At 73.6% G+C, this 15,766-nt stretch carries 19 protein-coding genes; 5 read left to right on the top strand and 14 right to left on the bottom strand.

Going from position 1 to position 15,766, the window contains the following annotated elements; translation table 11 throughout:
* Positions 1 to 5 precede the first annotated feature (5 nt).
* Positions 6 to 761 carry an SDR family NAD(P)-dependent oxidoreductase gene (locus ACZ6ZN_RS30465; RefSeq protein WP_469651207.1) on the top strand — a complete coding sequence of 252 codons (756 nt, stop codon included), beginning with the start codon at positions 6 to 8 and terminating at the stop codon, positions 759 to 761.
* A 239-nt stretch (positions 762 to 1,000) separates the two neighbouring features.
* Here ACZ6ZN_RS30465 and ACZ6ZN_RS30460 read toward each other — a convergent pair whose 3' ends face one another.
* Positions 1,001 to 1,867 (bottom strand): class I SAM-dependent methyltransferase, encoded by an 867-nt coding sequence (locus ACZ6ZN_RS30460; protein ID WP_451880367.1) that lies wholly within the window; start codon positions 1,865 to 1,867, stop codon positions 1,001 to 1,003.
* A gap of 187 nt (positions 1,868 to 2,054) precedes the next feature.
* Here ACZ6ZN_RS30460 and ACZ6ZN_RS30455 point away from each other — a divergent pair, with 187 nt between their 5' ends.
* Genes ACZ6ZN_RS30455 through ACZ6ZN_RS30445 form a run of 3 tightly spaced genes read left to right on the top strand, consistent with a single transcriptional unit; the run spans position 2,055 to position 4,228 of the window.
* Positions 2,055 to 2,489, top strand: coding sequence for an ester cyclase (locus ACZ6ZN_RS30455; RefSeq protein ID WP_398111853.1), 435 nt, complete (start codon positions 2,055 to 2,057; stop codon positions 2,487 to 2,489).
* On the top strand, positions 2,459 to 3,334 hold the full coding sequence (locus ACZ6ZN_RS30450; RefSeq protein ID WP_469651203.1) for an SDR family oxidoreductase: 876 nt from the start codon (positions 2,459 to 2,461) through the stop codon (positions 3,332 to 3,334). Before ACZ6ZN_RS30455 ends, ACZ6ZN_RS30450 begins: the two co-directional genes overlap by 31 nt.
* A 15-nt stretch (positions 3,335 to 3,349) precedes the next feature.
* Positions 3,350 to 4,228, top strand: coding sequence for an NmrA/HSCARG family protein (locus ACZ6ZN_RS30445; RefSeq protein ID WP_451880369.1), 879 nt, complete (start codon positions 3,350 to 3,352; stop codon positions 4,226 to 4,228).
* Between the two features lie 72 nt (positions 4,229 to 4,300).
* Here ACZ6ZN_RS30445 and ACZ6ZN_RS30440 read toward each other — a convergent pair whose 3' ends face one another.
* The 4 genes from ACZ6ZN_RS30440 to ACZ6ZN_RS30425 are packed head-to-tail and all read right to left on the bottom strand — an operon-like array spanning position 4,301 to position 7,590.
* The gene (locus ACZ6ZN_RS30440) at positions 4,301 to 5,221 is read right to left on the bottom strand and encodes an MBL fold metallo-hydrolase (protein ID WP_469651201.1); all 921 of its coding nucleotides are present in this window, start codon (positions 5,219 to 5,221) and stop codon (positions 4,301 to 4,303) included.
* On the bottom strand, positions 5,218 to 5,664 hold the full coding sequence (locus ACZ6ZN_RS30435) for an ester cyclase (RefSeq protein WP_469651199.1): 447 nt from the start codon (positions 5,662 to 5,664) through the stop codon (positions 5,218 to 5,220). Before ACZ6ZN_RS30435 ends, ACZ6ZN_RS30440 begins: the two co-directional genes overlap by 4 nt.
* A gap of 37 nt (positions 5,665 to 5,701) precedes the next feature.
* Complete coding sequence (locus tag ACZ6ZN_RS30430) at positions 5,702 to 6,745, bottom strand: zinc-binding dehydrogenase (protein ID WP_451880305.1); 1,044 nt, start codon at positions 6,743 to 6,745, stop codon at positions 5,702 to 5,704.
* Positions 6,742 to 7,590 (bottom strand): NAD(P)H-binding protein, encoded by an 849-nt coding sequence (locus ACZ6ZN_RS30425; protein WP_451880304.1) that lies wholly within the window; start codon positions 7,588 to 7,590, stop codon positions 6,742 to 6,744. The genes ACZ6ZN_RS30430 and ACZ6ZN_RS30425 overlap by 4 nt, the downstream gene beginning before the upstream one ends.
* Before the next feature lie 176 nt (positions 7,591 to 7,766).
* Here ACZ6ZN_RS30425 and ACZ6ZN_RS30420 point away from each other — a divergent pair, with 176 nt between their 5' ends.
* Positions 7,767 to 8,351 carry a DUF2269 domain-containing protein gene (locus ACZ6ZN_RS30420; protein ID WP_398111860.1) on the top strand — a complete coding sequence of 195 codons (585 nt, stop codon included), beginning with the start codon at positions 7,767 to 7,769 and terminating at the stop codon, positions 8,349 to 8,351.
* A gap of 33 nt (positions 8,352 to 8,384) precedes the next feature.
* On the opposite strand, the gene ACZ6ZN_RS30415 is transcribed toward ACZ6ZN_RS30420, so the two are convergent.
* Genes ACZ6ZN_RS30415 through ACZ6ZN_RS30375 form a run of 9 tightly spaced genes read right to left on the bottom strand, consistent with a single transcriptional unit; the run spans position 8,385 to position 15,763 of the window.
* Positions 8,385 to 9,119, bottom strand: coding sequence for a beta/alpha barrel domain-containing protein (locus ACZ6ZN_RS30415; protein ID WP_469651196.1), 735 nt, complete (start codon positions 9,117 to 9,119; stop codon positions 8,385 to 8,387).
* On the bottom strand, positions 9,116 to 9,784 hold the full coding sequence (locus ACZ6ZN_RS30410) for a phosphoribosylanthranilate isomerase (RefSeq protein WP_451880302.1): 669 nt from the start codon (positions 9,782 to 9,784) through the stop codon (positions 9,116 to 9,118). The genes ACZ6ZN_RS30415 and ACZ6ZN_RS30410 overlap by 4 nt, the downstream gene beginning before the upstream one ends.
* Positions 9,784 to 10,461 (bottom strand): transglutaminase-like domain-containing protein, encoded by a 678-nt coding sequence (locus ACZ6ZN_RS30405; RefSeq protein WP_451880301.1) that lies wholly within the window; start codon positions 10,459 to 10,461, stop codon positions 9,784 to 9,786. Before ACZ6ZN_RS30405 ends, ACZ6ZN_RS30410 begins: the two co-directional genes overlap by 1 nt.
* Before the next feature lie 39 nt (positions 10,462 to 10,500).
* A complete protein-coding gene (locus ACZ6ZN_RS30400) occupies positions 10,501 to 11,640 on the bottom strand; it encodes an acyl-CoA dehydrogenase family protein (protein ID WP_469651193.1) in 1,140 nt (379 codons plus the stop codon).
* Positions 11,640 to 12,014, bottom strand: coding sequence for an ectoine synthase (locus tag ACZ6ZN_RS30395; RefSeq protein WP_369193212.1), 375 nt, complete (start codon positions 12,012 to 12,014; stop codon positions 11,640 to 11,642). The genes ACZ6ZN_RS30400 and ACZ6ZN_RS30395 overlap by 1 nt, the downstream gene beginning before the upstream one ends.
* A 16-nt stretch (positions 12,015 to 12,030) precedes the next feature.
* The gene (trpA, locus tag ACZ6ZN_RS30390) at positions 12,031 to 12,966 is read right to left on the bottom strand and encodes a tryptophan synthase subunit alpha (RefSeq protein ID WP_469651190.1); all 936 of its coding nucleotides are present in this window, start codon (positions 12,964 to 12,966) and stop codon (positions 12,031 to 12,033) included.
* Positions 12,959 to 14,002: an anthranilate phosphoribosyltransferase gene (locus ACZ6ZN_RS30385; protein ID WP_469651188.1), complete on the bottom strand. Its 1,044-nt coding sequence runs from the start codon at positions 14,000 to 14,002 to the stop codon at positions 12,959 to 12,961. Before ACZ6ZN_RS30385 ends, trpA begins: the two co-directional genes overlap by 8 nt.
* A gap of 2 nt (positions 14,003 to 14,004) precedes the next feature.
* Positions 14,005 to 14,268, bottom strand: coding sequence for an acyl carrier protein (locus ACZ6ZN_RS30380; RefSeq protein ID WP_398111868.1), 264 nt, complete (start codon positions 14,266 to 14,268; stop codon positions 14,005 to 14,007).
* A 1-nt stretch (position 14,269) separates the two neighbouring features.
* Positions 14,270 to 15,763: an AMP-binding protein gene (locus ACZ6ZN_RS30375; RefSeq protein WP_469651185.1), complete on the bottom strand. Its 1,494-nt coding sequence runs from the start codon at positions 15,761 to 15,763 to the stop codon at positions 14,270 to 14,272.
* Positions 15,764 to 15,766: the final 3 nt, after the last annotated feature.

The raw sequence follows: 15,766 nt of genomic DNA, 5'->3' as shown, positions 1-15,766 counted from the left end.
TCGCGGTGACGCATTCGGTGGAGAAGGCCGTCGTCATCACGGGCGGCGGCACGGGAATCGGAGCGGCGACGGCCCGCGCATTCGCGGAGAGCGGCGCCCACGTGCTCATTGTCGGCCGCAATGAAGCCACCCTCAAGGAGACCGCGGACGGCCAGGACCGCATTCGGGTGCTGGCGGCGGACGTCCATGACCACGAGGCGCCGGAACTCATCGTTTCCACCGCGCTGAGCGCATTCGGGCGGCTCGATGTCCTGGTGAACAATGCGGCCGTCACGGGATTCGCCTCCCTCGACGGTCTGGACCGTGAGTCCGTCCGTGCGCAGCTCGGCACCAATCTGATCGCTCCGGTGTTCCTGACCCAGCGGGCGCTGGACGCGCTGGAGGCGACCGGCGGTGTCGTCGTCAACGTCAGTTCGGCGGGTTCGCTGGGCCGCCGGGCGTGGCCGGAGAACTCCGTCTACGGCATGGCCAAGGTCGCCCTGGACTTCCTCACCCGCACCTGGGCCGTGGAGCTCGCCCCGCGCGGCATCCGCTCGGTCGGCATCGCGCCGGGTGTCGTGGACACGGGTGTCGGGGTGCGGGCCGGGATGCCCCCGGAGGCGTACGAGGCGTTCCTCGAGGGGATGGCGACGCGGATCCCCTCGGGCAGGGTCGGCCGGCCCGAGGACATCGCCTGGTGGATCGTCCAGCTGACCCGCCCGGAGGCCGCCTACGCCAACGGCACGGTTCTGGCGGTGGACGGCGCGCTGTCGGTCACCTGACGGGGCGGCGCCCGTGCGGCCCGGAGTACCGCGGAACGCCCGGCTGGGTCGCCCAGCCGGGCGTTCCGCGTGGGCTGCCGGTGGCGTACGGGCCGGCCGACGCGGCCTTCCCCCGTGGCCGGGCCCGGCGTCGCGCCGGCAGCACAGGGCGGCACCACCGCGATGACCGGTGGTGCCGCCCTGTGCGTGCCCGGGGTGAGGTGTGCGCCGTGCCCCGTCCGTCGTGGCGCCTGCGCGGGTCAGCGGGCGACCGTGGCCGTGACGTAGCGGACGGGGACGTCGATGTGGATGAGGCCGTCCTCGCCGCGCAGGGCGTCGAGGGCCGTGACGAGCCGGGCCCGCAGGGCGGCCGCCTCGTCGGCCGGCAGGTGCTGCCACAGCAGGCGCATCCCCTGGGTGTGGGACCAGTCGACCCACGCCTCGCCGGAGCGGGCCGTCATGTCGACCGACTCGTCGACGATCCGGACGTCGTCGAAGCCCGCCGTGCGCAGCGCGGCCGTCAGGTCCGCCGGGTCCTCCAGCCAGGAGTGGAGCTGTCGCCGCAGCTGCTCGGGGTGCCAGGCGGCCGGCAGGTGGTTCAGCAGCGACATCGGGATCAGGCCGGTGAACAGCGGCGGCAGGAACGGGAAGGTGTCCCGTGCGAACACCGGGCTGGTGAAGGCGATCCGGCCGCCGTCGCGCAGCAGTCCGGCGTACCGGGCTAGCGCGGCCCGGGCGTCCGGCAGGAAGATCACGCTGTAGCTGCCGAGCACCAGGTCGAAGGAGCGGGCGGGCAGGTCGGGGTGCTCGCCGTCCATCACCCGCAGGTCGACGTTGCCGATGCCCTGCCGTGCCGCCTCGCGTCCGGCCTCCTCGACCATGGCCTCGGCGATGTCGATGCCGAGCGCGCTGCCGCCGGGGCCGACCAGTCGGGCCGCCGGGAGCAGGGTGGCGCCCAGGCCGCAGCCGACGTCCAGCAGGCGCTGTCCGGGGCGTGGGCCGGCGAATTCCACCAACCGCTTTCCCATCGGCGTGAAGAATTCCACTCCGAGCCGGTCATAGGTCGCGGCGGCCCCATTGAAGGCGGCGGTGACTTTTGTCTTGTAGGTGGCTGTGTCCGTGTCCATGTGCCACATGCTGGGGCCCTTCTCACGTGTGCAGCTGGAGCATTGTTCGAGGCGCGGTGGAAAGCTGCCCCGCATATGCCTGGAGAACAAAGGGAGTCGACATTTCCTCCCTTGCCGGGCCGTGCATTTCCCGCACAGAATATGGCCATTGACCGACGCCCTTGGCGCCAGCCGTGGAGGACATTCGATGAGCGACCAGATAACTGCGGTACGCCGCATGATCGAGGCGTACAACACCGGTGACACCGAGGACGTCGCGGAGTACATCCACCCGGAGTACCTCAACCCGGCGACGATGGAGCACATGGACCTGCGTGGTCCGGACTCCTTCGCGATGGCCGTCAAGTGGCTGAAGATGACCTTCTCCGAGGAGGCGCACCTGGAGGAGGTGCTGCTGGAGGAGCGCGGCGACTGGGTGCGCGCGAACCTCGTCCTGTACGGCCGGCACGTCGGGGAGCTGGTCGGCATGGCGCCGACCGGGCGCCGCTTCTCCGGTGAGCAGATCCACCTCATCCGCCTCGTCGACGGCAAGATCCGCGATCACCGCGACTGGCCCGACTACCAGGGCACGTACCGTCAGCTCGGCTCGCCGTGGCCGGAGCCGCAGGGCTGGAGGGCCTGATCATGATTCTGGTCACCGGAGCGACGGGCAAGGTCGGCCGCGAGGCCGTCGAGCAGCTCACCGCGCAGGGCCGCCGGGTCAGGGCGCTCAGCAGGAAGCCCGAGGAGGCGGGTCTGCCCGAGGGCGTCGAGGTCGTGGCCGGCAGCCCGGCCGACCCCGCGTCGCTGACCGCGGCGTTCGCCGGCGTCACCGCGGCGCTGGTGGTGCTCTCCGGCGACGTGGCCGGGGAAGCGCGCAACATCGCCAAGGCCGCCGCGGCGGCGGACGTCGAGCACATCGTGTTCCTGTCCTCGGCGAGCGTGCTGCATCCGCTGCCGCACGGCATCGCCGAGGAGCACCGGGCCGCCGAGGAGGCGATCACGGAGTCCGGCGTCGCGACCACGTTCCTGCGCCCCGGCCCGTTCCACGCGAACACCACGTGGTGGGTCAGGACCGTCCGCGAGAGCGACTCGGTGCGCTGCTGGATCGGCAACAACCCCGGTGCGCCGATCGACGAGTACGACATCGCCTCGGCGGCCGTCGCCGCGCTCACCCGGGACGGCCACCGGGGCGGGGCGTACGTCCTGACCGGTGGCGAGGTCCTCACCTCGCAGGAGCAGGCCGGCATCCTCGGCGAAGTCCTGGGCCGACGCCTTGACTTCTCCGTGGCGCCGCAGGAGGAGGTCGTCGAGGTGTTCGCCGGCATCACCGGCGACCGCGCGGCGGCCGTGACCAACGTGGCCGCGCTGCACAGCCCCGACGTGCCGTGGGCGACGCCCACGACGGCCGTGAAGGACCTCACCGGCCGCGACCCCCGTCCGTACCGTGCCTGGGCGGCCGCCAACGCCGCGCCGCTGTTCGGCTGAGGAGAGGCGAACGACATGACGAAGACCGAGGCGAACGGCCCGGTCCTGGTGATCGGGGCCACCGGTCTGCAGGGCGGCGCCACCGCACGCGAGCTGGTGCGGCGCGGCCGGGACACGGCCGCGCTGGTGCGCGACCCCGGGTCCGACGGCGCCCGGGCGCTCGCCGCGTCCGGCGTGCGGCTGGTCACCGGTGACCTGGACGACGAGGCGTCGCTGCGCGCGGCCATGGAGGGCGTGCACGGGGTGTTCTCCGTGCAGAACTTCATGACGCCCAAGGGGCTGGGCGGTGAGGTCCGCCAGGGGCGGGCGGTGGCGCGGGCGGCCAAGGCCGTTGGGGTCGCGCACGTGGTGTACAGCTCGGTGGGCGGTGCCGAACGGCACAGCGGCGTGCCGCACTTCGACTCCAAGCGGCACATCGAGCGGTACCTGGAGGAGCTGGGCGTGCCGACCACGGTGCTGCGCCCGACGTTCTTCATGGACAACTTCGCCGCGCACGGGCCGCAGAACGTGGACGGCACGCTGGTGGTCCGGCTGGCGCTGAAGCCGGGCACCCGGGTGCAGTTCATCGCCGTGGACGACATCGGGTACTTCGCCGCGGAGGCCTTCGACCGGCCGCAGGAGTACCTGGGGCGGGCCGTGGAGCTGGCGGGCGACGAGTTGACGGCCACCGGGATCGCCGAGGCGTTCTCCGCCCGCAGCGGCCTGCCGGCCCGCTTCGAGGAGCTGCCCCTGGACGCGGTGGCCGCCAACCCGTACATCCCGAACGGCCCGGAGATCGCCTTGATGTTCGAGTGGTTCCAGGAGCACGGCTACCGCGCCGACATCCCCGCGCTGCGCACCGCGCACCCGGCGCTCCAGACGTTCGCCACGTACCTCAAGGGCATCGACGTCTGACGCATCCGCCGCACGCGAAACGCCGGTGGCCCTCCCGTAGTGGGAGGGCCACCGGCGTTTCGCACCCGCGGTTCACGCGCGGCAGGTGGGCAGCCCGCCGTGGTACGCGGTCATCTCCCGGAACAGGGCCGGGACGTCCAGCGGATCGCCGGGCGCCGCACCGCGCTCCTCCGCGTAGGCGCGGTGCAGGTTCGGCACCAGCCGTTCGGCGTCCAGCAACCGGGCGAAGGGGCCGGGTCCGGCGGCGCGGGCCAGCTCCAGGGGCGTCGCCCCGTCCGCGATCCCCTGCCGGGCGAGGTCGCGCAGCCGGAGGAAGTAGGCCTCGTTGGCGTCGAGGACCTCGGGGCCGCCGACCGGTCCGTGCCCCGGCACGACCACGAGCGGGTCCAGCCGGCGCATCCGCTCCAGGGCGTCCAGGGAGCCGCTGACGGACCCCATCAGGCAGAACGGCGTCACCCCGGACATCACCAGGTCCCCGGTGAAGAGCACGCGCTGTTCGGGCAGCCACACGGCGGTGTCGTTGGTGGTGTGCGCGGCCGGGCCGAGGTGCAGCAGCTCCACCCTCACGCTCCCCGCGTGCAGGGTGAGGGCGTCGCGGAAGGTGACCTCGGGCAGGGCGAGTTCGATGTCGCCCCAGCACACGTCCGGCCACAGCGACGTCAGGTGGAGACCGGCGGCCGCCATGTCCGAGCGTGTCCGCTCATGGGCGACGACCACGGCCTCCGGGAAGAGGTGGTTGCCGAAGGTGTGGTCGCCGTGGAAGTGGGTGTTGACCAGGGTGCGCGGCGGCGTGCCCGTCACGCGCAGCACCTCCTCGCGCAGCCGCCGCGCGCGCGTCTGCGTCGCCGCGGTGTCGACGAGCACGGCCCGGCCGTCGTCGCCGGCGACCAGGCCCGCGTTGTTCAGGCACCAGCCGCCGTCGGGCTGCACGAAGGCGTGCACCCCGTCGGCGACCTCGGTGAGCTCCCCCGCGAGGGCGACGGCGGCGCTCACAGCGCGTCCGCGGGGACGAAGCCCAGCTCCTTGAGCATCGGCAGGTAGTTGAACACGTCGTAGTGCTCGATGATCCGGCCGTCGTCGTCGAAGCGCAGCTCCTCCAGCATGAACCAGGTGACCTTCTTGCCGGTCGGGGCCTTGCCCATGAACTCGCCCAGGTGGGTCGCCGTCACGGTGATCCGGAGGATCACCCGGTCGCCCTCCGAGACGGCGCTCTTGACGTCCAGGTGCAGGTCGGGGAAGGCGGCGAGGCCGCCCCGCATCGCCCCGATCATCTGCTCGGTGTCGACGGGACGGTCCTCGGAGAAGTGCCGGATGCCGGGGGCCCAGTGCTCGGTGATGCCGTCCAGGTCCCAGCGGTTCCAGGCGGCGGCACAGTCGAGCGCGATCTGCTTGTTGCGCTCCTGGACGGACGGCTCGGTCAGCGTCGTGGACATCATCGATCCTTCACGGTCGTCGTGGGGTGGGGGTGGGGTGTCAGGGAAGCAGGACGTGCTTGCCGACGGAGCGCCCGTCCAGCAGGTCGCGCAGCGCGGTGGCGGCGCCGTCGAGCGGGTGGCGGCCGGCGATCTCCGGCTTCAGCACGCCCTCGGCGAGCAAGCCGTACAGGGCGTCCAGAGCGCTGTTGAAGGCTCGGCCCGGCTTGACGTAGTACATGGTCATCCGCCGGCCGCGCGTCAGGCCGAGCAGGCGCGCCAGGAAGCGCCGGCCGGTGCGCACCAGCGCCGGGACGTGCGGGCGGAACCACTGTCCCGGCCGGTATCCGGCGACGGAGGAGTCGAACGACACCAGCGTGCCGCCCTCGGCCAGCATGGCCCAGCCGGCGTCCAGGCCCCGGCCGCCGATGTGGTCGAAGACGGCGGCCACCCCGTGCGGCGCCAGCTCGCGCACCGCGGCCGTCAGGTCGGGGGTGCGGTAGTCCAGCGGCTCGGCGCCCAGCGCGCGCACGGCGTCGTGCTTCGCGGGCGACGCGGTGCCGATGACACGGAGGCCGCGGTGGACGGCGAGCTGGGTGAGCAGGGAGCCCACGCCGCCGCTCGCGCCGTGCACCAGCACGGTGTCGCCGGGGGCCAGGCCGGTCAGCCGGTCCAGCATCTGGTAGGCGGTCACCCCATTGGTGACCAGTGCCACCGCCTCGGCCGCGTCCAGGTTCCCGGGCACCGGGGCCAGGTCCTTCGCGGCCGTCTCGACGTACTCCTGCCAGGCGCCGTAGCGGGGCATGGCGGCGACCCGGTCGCCGGGGCGCCACCCGGTGACGCCCTCCCCCACCTCGGTGATGCGCCCGACCAGGTCGTAGCCGGGCACGAAGGGGAATGTCGGCGGGAAGGGGTGCAGGTGCTGGAGCATCTGCACCTCGGCGAAGGACACGCCCGCCGCCTCGACGCGCACCACGACCTTGCCGCGACCCGCCGAGGGGGCCGCTTCGCGGGCGGTGACGAGCCGCTCCTCGGGCCTGCCGCTGCCCGTCATGGTGACCTTCGCGCCGCTGAGCGCGGTCCCGAGGCCGGCGTCGGCGGTCATGCGGCCACCTCCTCGGTCACGGGGGCGAAGTCGGCGGCGTGGTCGGCCGCCCACTGGGCGAAGGTCCGCGCCGGCACACCGGTGACCTGCTCGACGGTGTCCAGGACCGCGGGCGGGTCGGTCACGGCGCCGGCCAGGTAGCCCAGCACCATCTCCACGACCGGCACCGGCATGACCCGGCCCATCTGCTCGCGGGCCTGGTCGGGCGTGATCTCCTCGAAGCGGACCTCGCGCCCCAGCGCGCCGGAGATGGCCCGCACCTGGTCGGCCTGGGTGATCGCCTCCGGCCCGGTGAGCACGTACGCCCGGCCGGCGTGCCCGTCCTCCAGCAGCGCGGTCACCGCGACCGCGGCGACGTCCGCCTCGTGGACGAGGACGCGCGGGGCGTTGCCGTAGGGGGCGCGCACCACGCCCTCGGTGCGGATGGAGTGGCCCCACTTCCACAGGACGTTGGTGGCGAACTCGTCGGGACGCACGAACGTCCAGTCGATGCCGGACTCCTCCACGGCCCGTTCCACGGTGCGGTGGTGCTCACCGCTGTGGTTGTCGCCCGACTCGTCCAGCACGGAGGACGAGGACAGCACGACGATGCGGCGCACCCCGGCCTCCTTGGCGGCCGCGACGACCTCGCGGCTCGTCTCCGGGACCGGGAAGAGGTAGAGGCGCTCCACCCCGTGCAGCGCCGCGCGCAGCGTGCCGGGGCGGGTGAGGTCGCCCTCGACGACGTCCACGCCCTCCGGGAGCCCGGCGGTGGCCGGATTCCTGGTCAGCGCCCGCACCGTGGCACCCGCGGCCACGAGCCGCGCGACCACATGACGGCCGACCGATCCTGTTGCTCCTGTCACCAGAATTGTCACGCCTGCTCCACGAGTTCGTTGGCCAGTAAGTGCTGCCCAGCGTCGGGAACGCCGCTGGAGGATGCCCGGAGAGGCGGTCGACCGCCTCGACCCCGCCTCGAGCGGAGGGGAGAACCATGGCAACGGCCACCACTTCCCACAGGACATGAAGGCGAGGCAGCGTTTTGTCCGCTCCCACGACCACGCCCGGCACGACCGGGCAGCAGGACGCCCGGAAGAAGAAGAGATTCCAACTGAGCCGCCGGGGCCGCAAGCTGACCCTGGCCGTCCACGTCGTCACGTCCGTCGGCTGGGTCGGCCTGTCGCTGTCCATGGCCGTCCTGGCCCTCATGGGATTCACCACGGACGACGCGGCGGTCGCCAAGGGCGTGTACTACGCCATGTACGTGTTCGACGACACCAGCGTCACGGTGTTCAGCGTGGCCGCGTCGATCTCCGGCATCCTGCTGTCCTGCGGCACGGCCTGGGGTCTGCTGCTGCACTGGTGGATCGTCGCCAAGTGGGTCATCACCCTGTTCATGACGATCTTCGCGTGGTTCGTCATCCACCCGATCGTCATGCAGGCCACCGAGAACACGGCCGAGGCGGGCGGGGCGCCCCCCAACCCGGGCTGGCCGGCGGACTTCCTGGTGTGGAGCGTGCCCGCCCTGTTCGTGCTGCTCACGGCGGCGGCGGTCATCTCCGTCTACAAGCCGTGGGGCCGCACGGCCCGCGGCCGCCGCACCACGGCCCGCCCCCGCCGCACCTGACGCACCGGCCCCTCACCGGTCTCCGGCCCGCCCTCACCGGCGGGCCGGACGCGTCTGCCCGGGGCCGTGCCCGGACGCAGCCGGCCGGTCGCGTGCGGCGTCCAGGGCGGCGCACCAGTGCGCCGGGTGGGGGGCGCGCAGCAGCCCCGTGCCGACGAGCAGGCCCTGGAAGCCCGCGTCGAGCAGCCGGGCCGCGTCGGTGGGGTCGGTGATGCCGCTGGCGCTGACCGCGCAGCGGGTGCCGGTCGCCCGCACGGCCGGCAACAGCGTGGAGCTGCGGTCGAGGTCACCGGGCAGGCGTTCGCGGGTGGCGATGTCCTTGTTGTTGACGGCGACCACGCATCGGTCGGCCCTCGGCACCGCCGCCGCCTCCGCGGCGTCGGCGACCTCCACGAACGGGGTCAGCGCGAGGTCCAGGGCGTGGTCCACCAGCCGCGCCAGGACACCGCGGGGCAGCAGCCGCACGGTCAGCAGCACGGCGGAGGCGCCCAGTTCCCGGCTGCGTTCGAGCTGGCGCCGGCTGGTCAGGAAGTCCTTGCGGAGCAGGGGCAGGCGCGTGGCGGCGGCGACCTCTTCCAGCAGCGCCTCACTGCCGCCGAACCAGCGGCCGGTGACCACCGAGACGCACGGCGCCCCTGCCTTCTCGTAGTCGGCGACGACCTCGGGGACCGAGCGGGCGCCCAGCAGGTCGGTGCCGTCGGCGTCTCGCCGCTTGACCTCCATGACCACGGGGCGAGGGGCCGCCAGCAGCGCGTCGGTGAACGTCACGGCGCCCTCCAGGCACGGGTCACGGCCGCCGCGTTCCCCGCGGCGAGGAGGCCGTCCCCGCCCCGGGCGGCCGAGTCGACGTCGATGCCGAGGAACCGGGGGTGGGCGAGGGTCCCGGGGAAGCGGTCGCGGTTGCCCGCGTCCAGCCCGCCCGCGAGCAGGAACGGCCGGTGCATGCGGTCGGCCAGCCCGGTCACCGTGCCGTCGTCCAGGCTCACCGCGGTACTGCCGACTCGGCCGCCCGCGCCGACCGCGTCGAGCAGGAAGCAGTCGGTGCCGGCCCGTTCGTACGCGCCGATCAGCCGTGCCTCGACGCAGGAACCGCCGTCGACGTGCAGCACCTTGACGATGCGTACGCCGTCGGGGACCCGGGCCCGCAGGGCGCGGACCGTGCCGGGCGGCTGGTAGCCGTGCAGCTGGATCCACGCGGGGCCGCCGGGGCCAATGAGCCGGGCCAGTGCCTCGGCGTCGGCGGCGAAGGTGACCAGCACCGCCTCCAGGCGCCCGGTCGCCCGTGCCTCGGCGGCGAGCTCGGTCAGGCGGTGCGCGCTCAGGTCCGCCCGGCCGCCGGGCACCCCGTGCCACAGCCCGATCAGGTCGGCCCCGGCGTCGGCGACGTCCCGCACCTCGGCGGCGCTGGTCGCACCGCAGATCTTGACGAGCACTACACGGCCTCGCCGACGAGTGAGCCCCGCGCGAGCCGGTCGCGCGAGCCGTCCGGCCCGTCCTGGAACAGTCCCGGGTGCGCGGCGCGCAGGTCGGCGATCAGCCACTCGTAGGGCAGGTCGTCGAACTCGCCGTGCTCGCGCAGGAACTCCATCTGCCGCCGTCCCTTCAGGTCGAAGGGGTGGTGCAGGCTGTCGGCGGTGCCGTCGAAGTCCAGCGGCGCCATGCGGTACAGCCGGCACAGCGTCTTGTTGAACACCGGCGTCGCCTTCACCCAACGGCCCTCCAGCCGCACCGAGGTGAGCGCGTGCTGGTGGAACACGTCGCCGCCCAGCAGCCGTTTCAGCCGCTCGGAGGCGAGGTGGTTGCGGACGTCGGTCAGGACCAGGCGTGCCGGGATGCCGAGCGAGCGCAGCCCGGCCGTGTACAGGACCGACTTGTGCAGGCACATGCCGGAGCCGGTGCGCACCACCTGACTGGCGCGCAGACCCGCACGGGACAGGTCCGCGCCGTACACCTCGTAGTGGATGCCGTCGCGCACGGCGTAGTACAGGGCCACGGCCCGTTCGGTGGGGGTGGTGGCGCCCGCAGGCAGTGCGTCGCGGACGAAGGCGCGTACCTCGGGGCTGTGGTGGTCGATGAACTCGGTGGCTGCCAGGGCTGGTTCGGGGGTCATGGTGGCGTGGTTCCGCTTCCGTTGGGTGTCGACGTGTGCTCAGAGGCCGAGCATCGAGGCGATGCGGTTGCGCTGGATCTCGGAGGTGCCGGAGTAGATCGTCCCGGCGACCGAGTTGCGCAGTTCCTTCTCGACGCCGTACTCGGCCATGTAGCCGTTGCCCCCGAAGATCTGGACGGCGGCGAGCGCGGAGGCGACGTTGGCCTCGCTGGTGACGAGTTTGGCGATGGCGATGTCGCGGGTGACGTTCTCCCCGGCCATCAGTTTGCGTGCGGTGGAGTACAGCCAGTGGCGGGCCGTCTCGGTCCCGACGTCCATGTCCACGATCTTGTGGGACACGGCCTGGTAGGAGCCGATCGGCCGGCCGAACTGGGTGCGGGCGCGGGCGTATGCGGTGCAGCGCTCCACCCGGTCGCGCATCTCCCCCGCGTTGATGACGAAGGAGCAGAGGATCTCCCAGCGCATCACGTGGTCCAGGACGAGGAAGCCGCCGCCGGGGCGGCCCACGACCTGTGAGGCGGGGACGCGGCAGTCGTCGAGGAACAGCTCGCACAGCGGCGAGGTGCGCAGTCCCATCTTGGCGACCGGCCGGCCGGTGGTCAGGCCGGGCGTGTCGCGGTCGACGAGGAAGGCGGTGATGCTGAGCGGGCCGGGGCGGTCGCTGGTGCGTGCGTACACGGTGACCACGTCGGCGACCGGCCCGTTGCTGACGAAGGCCTTGCTGCCGTTGAGGACGAAGTCGTCGCCGTCCCGCACGGCGCGGGTGCGCATCGCCAGCGCGTCCGAGCCGCTGTCGGGCTCGCTGATGGCGTGGGCGCCGATCAGGTCGCCGGAGCACAGTCCCGGCAGGTAGCGGTCCTGGAGCTCCGGGGAGCCGAACCGCTGGAGGGGTACGCCGGTGCTGACCAGGTGGCTGCAGACGGAGAAGTTCAGTCCCGCGTCGCGGCAGCCCTGGCCGAGCCCCTCCAGGACGTACATCGTGGTCAGCAGGTCCTGGCCGAGCCCGCCCCACCGTGTGTCGAAGGGCAGGCCCAGGATGCCGGAGGCACGCAGCAGGTCCCACTGCTCGCGGGGGAAGGCGGCCTCGGCGTCACGCTCGACGTGTCCGGCGCTGAGCTTGTCCAGCAGCGGCGCCAGGCCGTCGCGCAGCCGCTGCTGTTCGTCCGTCCACGTGATCATCAGTACTGGGAGAACTCGGACGAGTCCAGGTTGTGGCGTTCGTCGCCGCGCAGCGCCGGGGTGAACATGCACACCAGGCGCAGGTCCTCGTGCGGGCCGGCGATCAGCCAGTGCGCGTCGTGCTGGTCGAGTGCGTAGAGGGTGCCGGGAGTGATGGGGTGGGAGGTGCCGGCCATGTCGACGACCTCGCCGCTGCCGCTGATGCAGTAGCAGGCCTCCAGGTGACGCCGGTACTCCAGCCGCGACTTGGTGCCGGCCCGCACGATCGTGTCGGTGACGGTGTACCCGAGCCCGTCGGACTCGGTGAGGAACCGGCGGCTGAGGCCGTTGCCCCAGTCGACGCAGTGGACGCTGTCGAGAGCACGGACGATCATGGGTTCTTCCCTTCGGTCATGTGGTGGGGAGGGTGGGGTGGCGCAGCTGCGCGACGAAGGAGGCGAACGCCTCCACCGGGTCGCGCCCGGTGTCCAGGGCCTGTTCGATCGTGGTCACGCCGGCGCTGCCGACGACCGCGGCGTCCGCGCCGAGCTTCTCCAGGACGGCGATGTCGGCGCGGGTGCGCACGCCGAAGCCGACGGCGACCGGGGCGCGCGTCGCGGCGCGCAGGGTGCCGAGGGCGGCGGCGAGCCGCTCGTGGTCGGGTGCGGCGGTGGTGCCGCTGCGGCCGTAGTGGGCGACCAGGTACAGGTAGGCGGAGGCGTGCCGGGCGGCCTCCGCGGCGGTCGCCGGGTCGGAGACCGCGTAGCAGGTGGTGACCAGGGGCAGCCCGGCGCGCTCGGCGGCGTCGTAGTGGGCGGCGCGCAGCCGGGGCGGCAGTCCGTGCAGCAGCAGTCCGTCACAGCCGGCGTCGGCGACGGACCGGGCGAAGTCGCCCAGGTCCCGGCCTTTGACGGTGTGGCTCCAGTCGGCGAGCAGCGCGATCCGCAGCCGGCGCAGCCGGGGCCGCAGGGCGGACACCGCGTCCAGGACCCCGCCGAGCGTGACGCCGGCGGCCAGCGCCCGGTCGGCGGACCGGCGGATCACGGGGCCGTCGGTCACCGAGTCCGGGAAGGGGACGGCCAGTTCGAGGCAGTCGACGTCGCCGTCGTCGAGCATCGCCGCCAGGTCCGGCAGCGCGTCGAGCGGCGGGTCGCCCGCGTTGACGAACACGGCCAGCCCGGGCCGTCCGGGTCGCCGCCGCGCGAAGAACCCGGGCCCGCTCCCGGCGTCCCGCGCGGCGGCGTCGGCCTGGGGGCCGGCTCGCACGGCGGTGTCCGGGGCGCCGGGCGGGCGGGGCAGGCCACGGGCGCGGCCCGGCATCCGGGCGGCGGGGAAGCCGTCAGGCATGGGCCGCCTCCCTCGTCCGCAGCCGTTCGACCAGCCGCAGCGCCGAGCCGTTGTGCAGGGCGGCGCGCGCGGCGCCCAGCGCCTGGTGCCAGTCACCGGTCAGCCGGCCCGCGACCGCCAGCGCGGCGGCGTTGAGGCAGACGGTCTGCGTCGCCGCCGGGCCGCCGCGTCCGGCCAGCACGTCCTGGAACAGCGAGGCGGCGCCCCGCACCCCGTCCTCGGCCGGGGCGAGGTCGGCCAGGTGGCCGGCCCCCAGGCCGAGCGCGCCGGGCGCGAGCGTGAACTCGTCCTCGCCTCCGCCCTCGTAGGCCCGCACCCGGTTGGCGGTGAAGGCGAGGAATTCGTCGGCGCCGGCGTCGTTGTCGGTCAGCCACACCGTCCGGCCGGTGGCGCGGGAGGTGTGGCCGGCGGCGTGCCGCAGGGCGTCCAGCACCGCGGGCCGGGACACCCCGGTCACTTGGGCGGTCACCGGCACGTCGGCCAGGAAGGGGCCGAGGGTGTTGACGAAGGAGCCCAGCTGCCGCAGGTCGAGCGGTGCGACGGCCCGGGCGAGCAGGGCGATCTCGCGCGGGTACACGAAGTGCCCGGCGAAGGCGATGCCGCAGCGCTCCAGCACGTCCCGGGTCTGCTCGTACGACGTCGTCGGTGTGATCCCGAGCTGCTCCAGCAGGTCCAGGGAACCGCAACTGCCGGTGTAGGCGCGGGAGCCGGTCTTGACGACCCGCACCCCCATCGCCGCCGCGACGAATGCGGCGGCCGTGGAGATGTTGAAGGTGCGCGGCCCGCCCCCGGTGCCGACGATGTTGACCGCCGGCCCGAATCCGTCCGCGGGGCGGGCGGGCCGGCGCTCGGCCAGCGAGTCGAGGAACGCGCCCAGGGTGACCCGGTCGGGCATCCGGGTGGACAGGGAGGCCAGCAGAGCCGTGGCCTCCCCCCGGCGCAGTCCTCCCGTGTGGAGCCGGTCCCAGAAGGATCGCCACACGGGCAGTTCCACCGGACGGTCCCGGCCGATGAGGGAGACGACCGCCTCGTGCATGGCTACGCGGCCCCCGCGTGCTCGCGCGGCGCGTCCGCGAGGAAAGCGGCGATCGCCGCGACGGAGGTGAAGGACTCCGGGTCGAGGTCGACGGCGTCGGTGTCGACGCCGTAGCGGTCCTCCAGCCAGGCGATCACCTTGAGCAGTCCGAGGCTGTCGATGACGCCGCCCGCCATGAGGTCGTAGTCGTCGGCCAGTTCGTGGGCGGCTACGTCGGGCAGGAACTCCTCGACGACGAACGCCCGGACGGCCTGAACGTACTGCATGTCAGTTCTCCTTGGTGAAGTGGGCCGAAGCGACCCGGTCTCGGTCGACCTTGCCGGTGGAGGTGCGGGACAGCGCGTCGTCGGTGATCCGCAGCACGCTGGGGACCGCTGCCCGGGGCAGCCGGCGGGCGAGGTGCCCGCGCAGCGTCAGGCTGTTGAGGCCCGAGCCCGGGGCACGGCGGACGACCGCGTGCAGCAGGCGGCCGGCGACGGGGTCGGGCAGGGCGAGGACGGCCGCCTCGGTCACCTCGCGGTGGCCGAGCAGGAGGTGCTCCACCTCCTGGGTGTTGACCCGCACTCCCCGCACCTTGACCTGGTGGTCGGTGCGGCCCTCCAGGGTCAGGGAGCCGTCCGGGTGCCTGCGCACCAGGTCGCCGCTGCGGAAGTAGCGCCGCCCGTCGTCGCGTTCGGGGTGCGGTACGAGCACCTGCCGGGCGGCGGCGGCACCGAGGTAGCCGCGCGTCTGGAACGGTGTGGAGACGAGCAGTTCGCCCGTGCCGGGACCCGCGAGCACAGCGCCTTCGGCCGAGACGACGAGCGCCTGGACTCCGGGCAGCGGGGCGCCGAGAGGGAGGGGCGTCGTCACAGGGGCATCGGGGTCGACCTCGTGGAGGAAGCTGTCGTTGGTCTCGGTGCAGCCGTAGACGTTGTGCAGCCGGGCTCCGGGCAGCAGGCCGGGCAGCCGGCCGAGCAGCGGCCCGGGGATGGCGTCGCCGGTGAACATGGCGTGGCGCACGGCGGGCAGGGACGTCCCGGTGGCGTCCGCCGCGTCGGCCAGCAGCCGGAAGAGCATGGGCACGGCCTGCACGACGTGCACCTCGTGCCGCCGGAGCAGGCCGAGCAGCCGCGCGCCGTCCAGCGCGTGGTCGGGGTCGACGAGGACGACACGGCCGCCGTGGGCGAGGGTGGTCCACACGTCGAGCAGGCAGAGGTCGAAGTTGAGCGGCGCGTAGTTGAGGACGGTGGTGCCCGGTGCGATGCCGAAGGCGGCGCCGGCCCAGCCGGTGAAGGCGTCGAGGGCGTCCGGGTGCAGCGGGACGATCTTCGGCAGGCCGGTGGAGCCGGAGGTGGTCAGCAGCAGGGCGGGCCGGCCGGTGGGCGGCGCGGGGTGTGCGGGCGGGTCGGCCCGCGGCCCGGACGCATCGGTGGCACACGGCCGCAGCACCTCCTGGACGCCGGCCTGCTGGTGCAGCCGGTCGACCGCCTCCGGGCCGAGCGTCGCGGCGGGCAGCAGCACCGGCCGCCGCTCCAGCAGGCAGGCCAGGACCAGCGCGATCGTGGCGGGCGACTTGACGGCGGGTACCGCGACCGGTTCGTCGCCCGGCAGGTGCGCGATGCGGCCGCGCTCCCGTGCCGCGAGGTGCAGCAGCGTGCCGTAGCTGATCTCCTCGTCCCGCCACACCAGGGCGGGCGCCCGCGGCGTCCGGCGTGCCTGCCCGACGATGCCGTCGAGCAGCCCGTGCCGGCCCTGTGTCCCACCCGCGCCTGCGCTCACGGC

It is taken from the genome of Streptomyces sp. NPDC053665, assembly GCF_055585285.1.
This window is presented reverse-complemented; position numbering and strand designations above follow the sequence as displayed.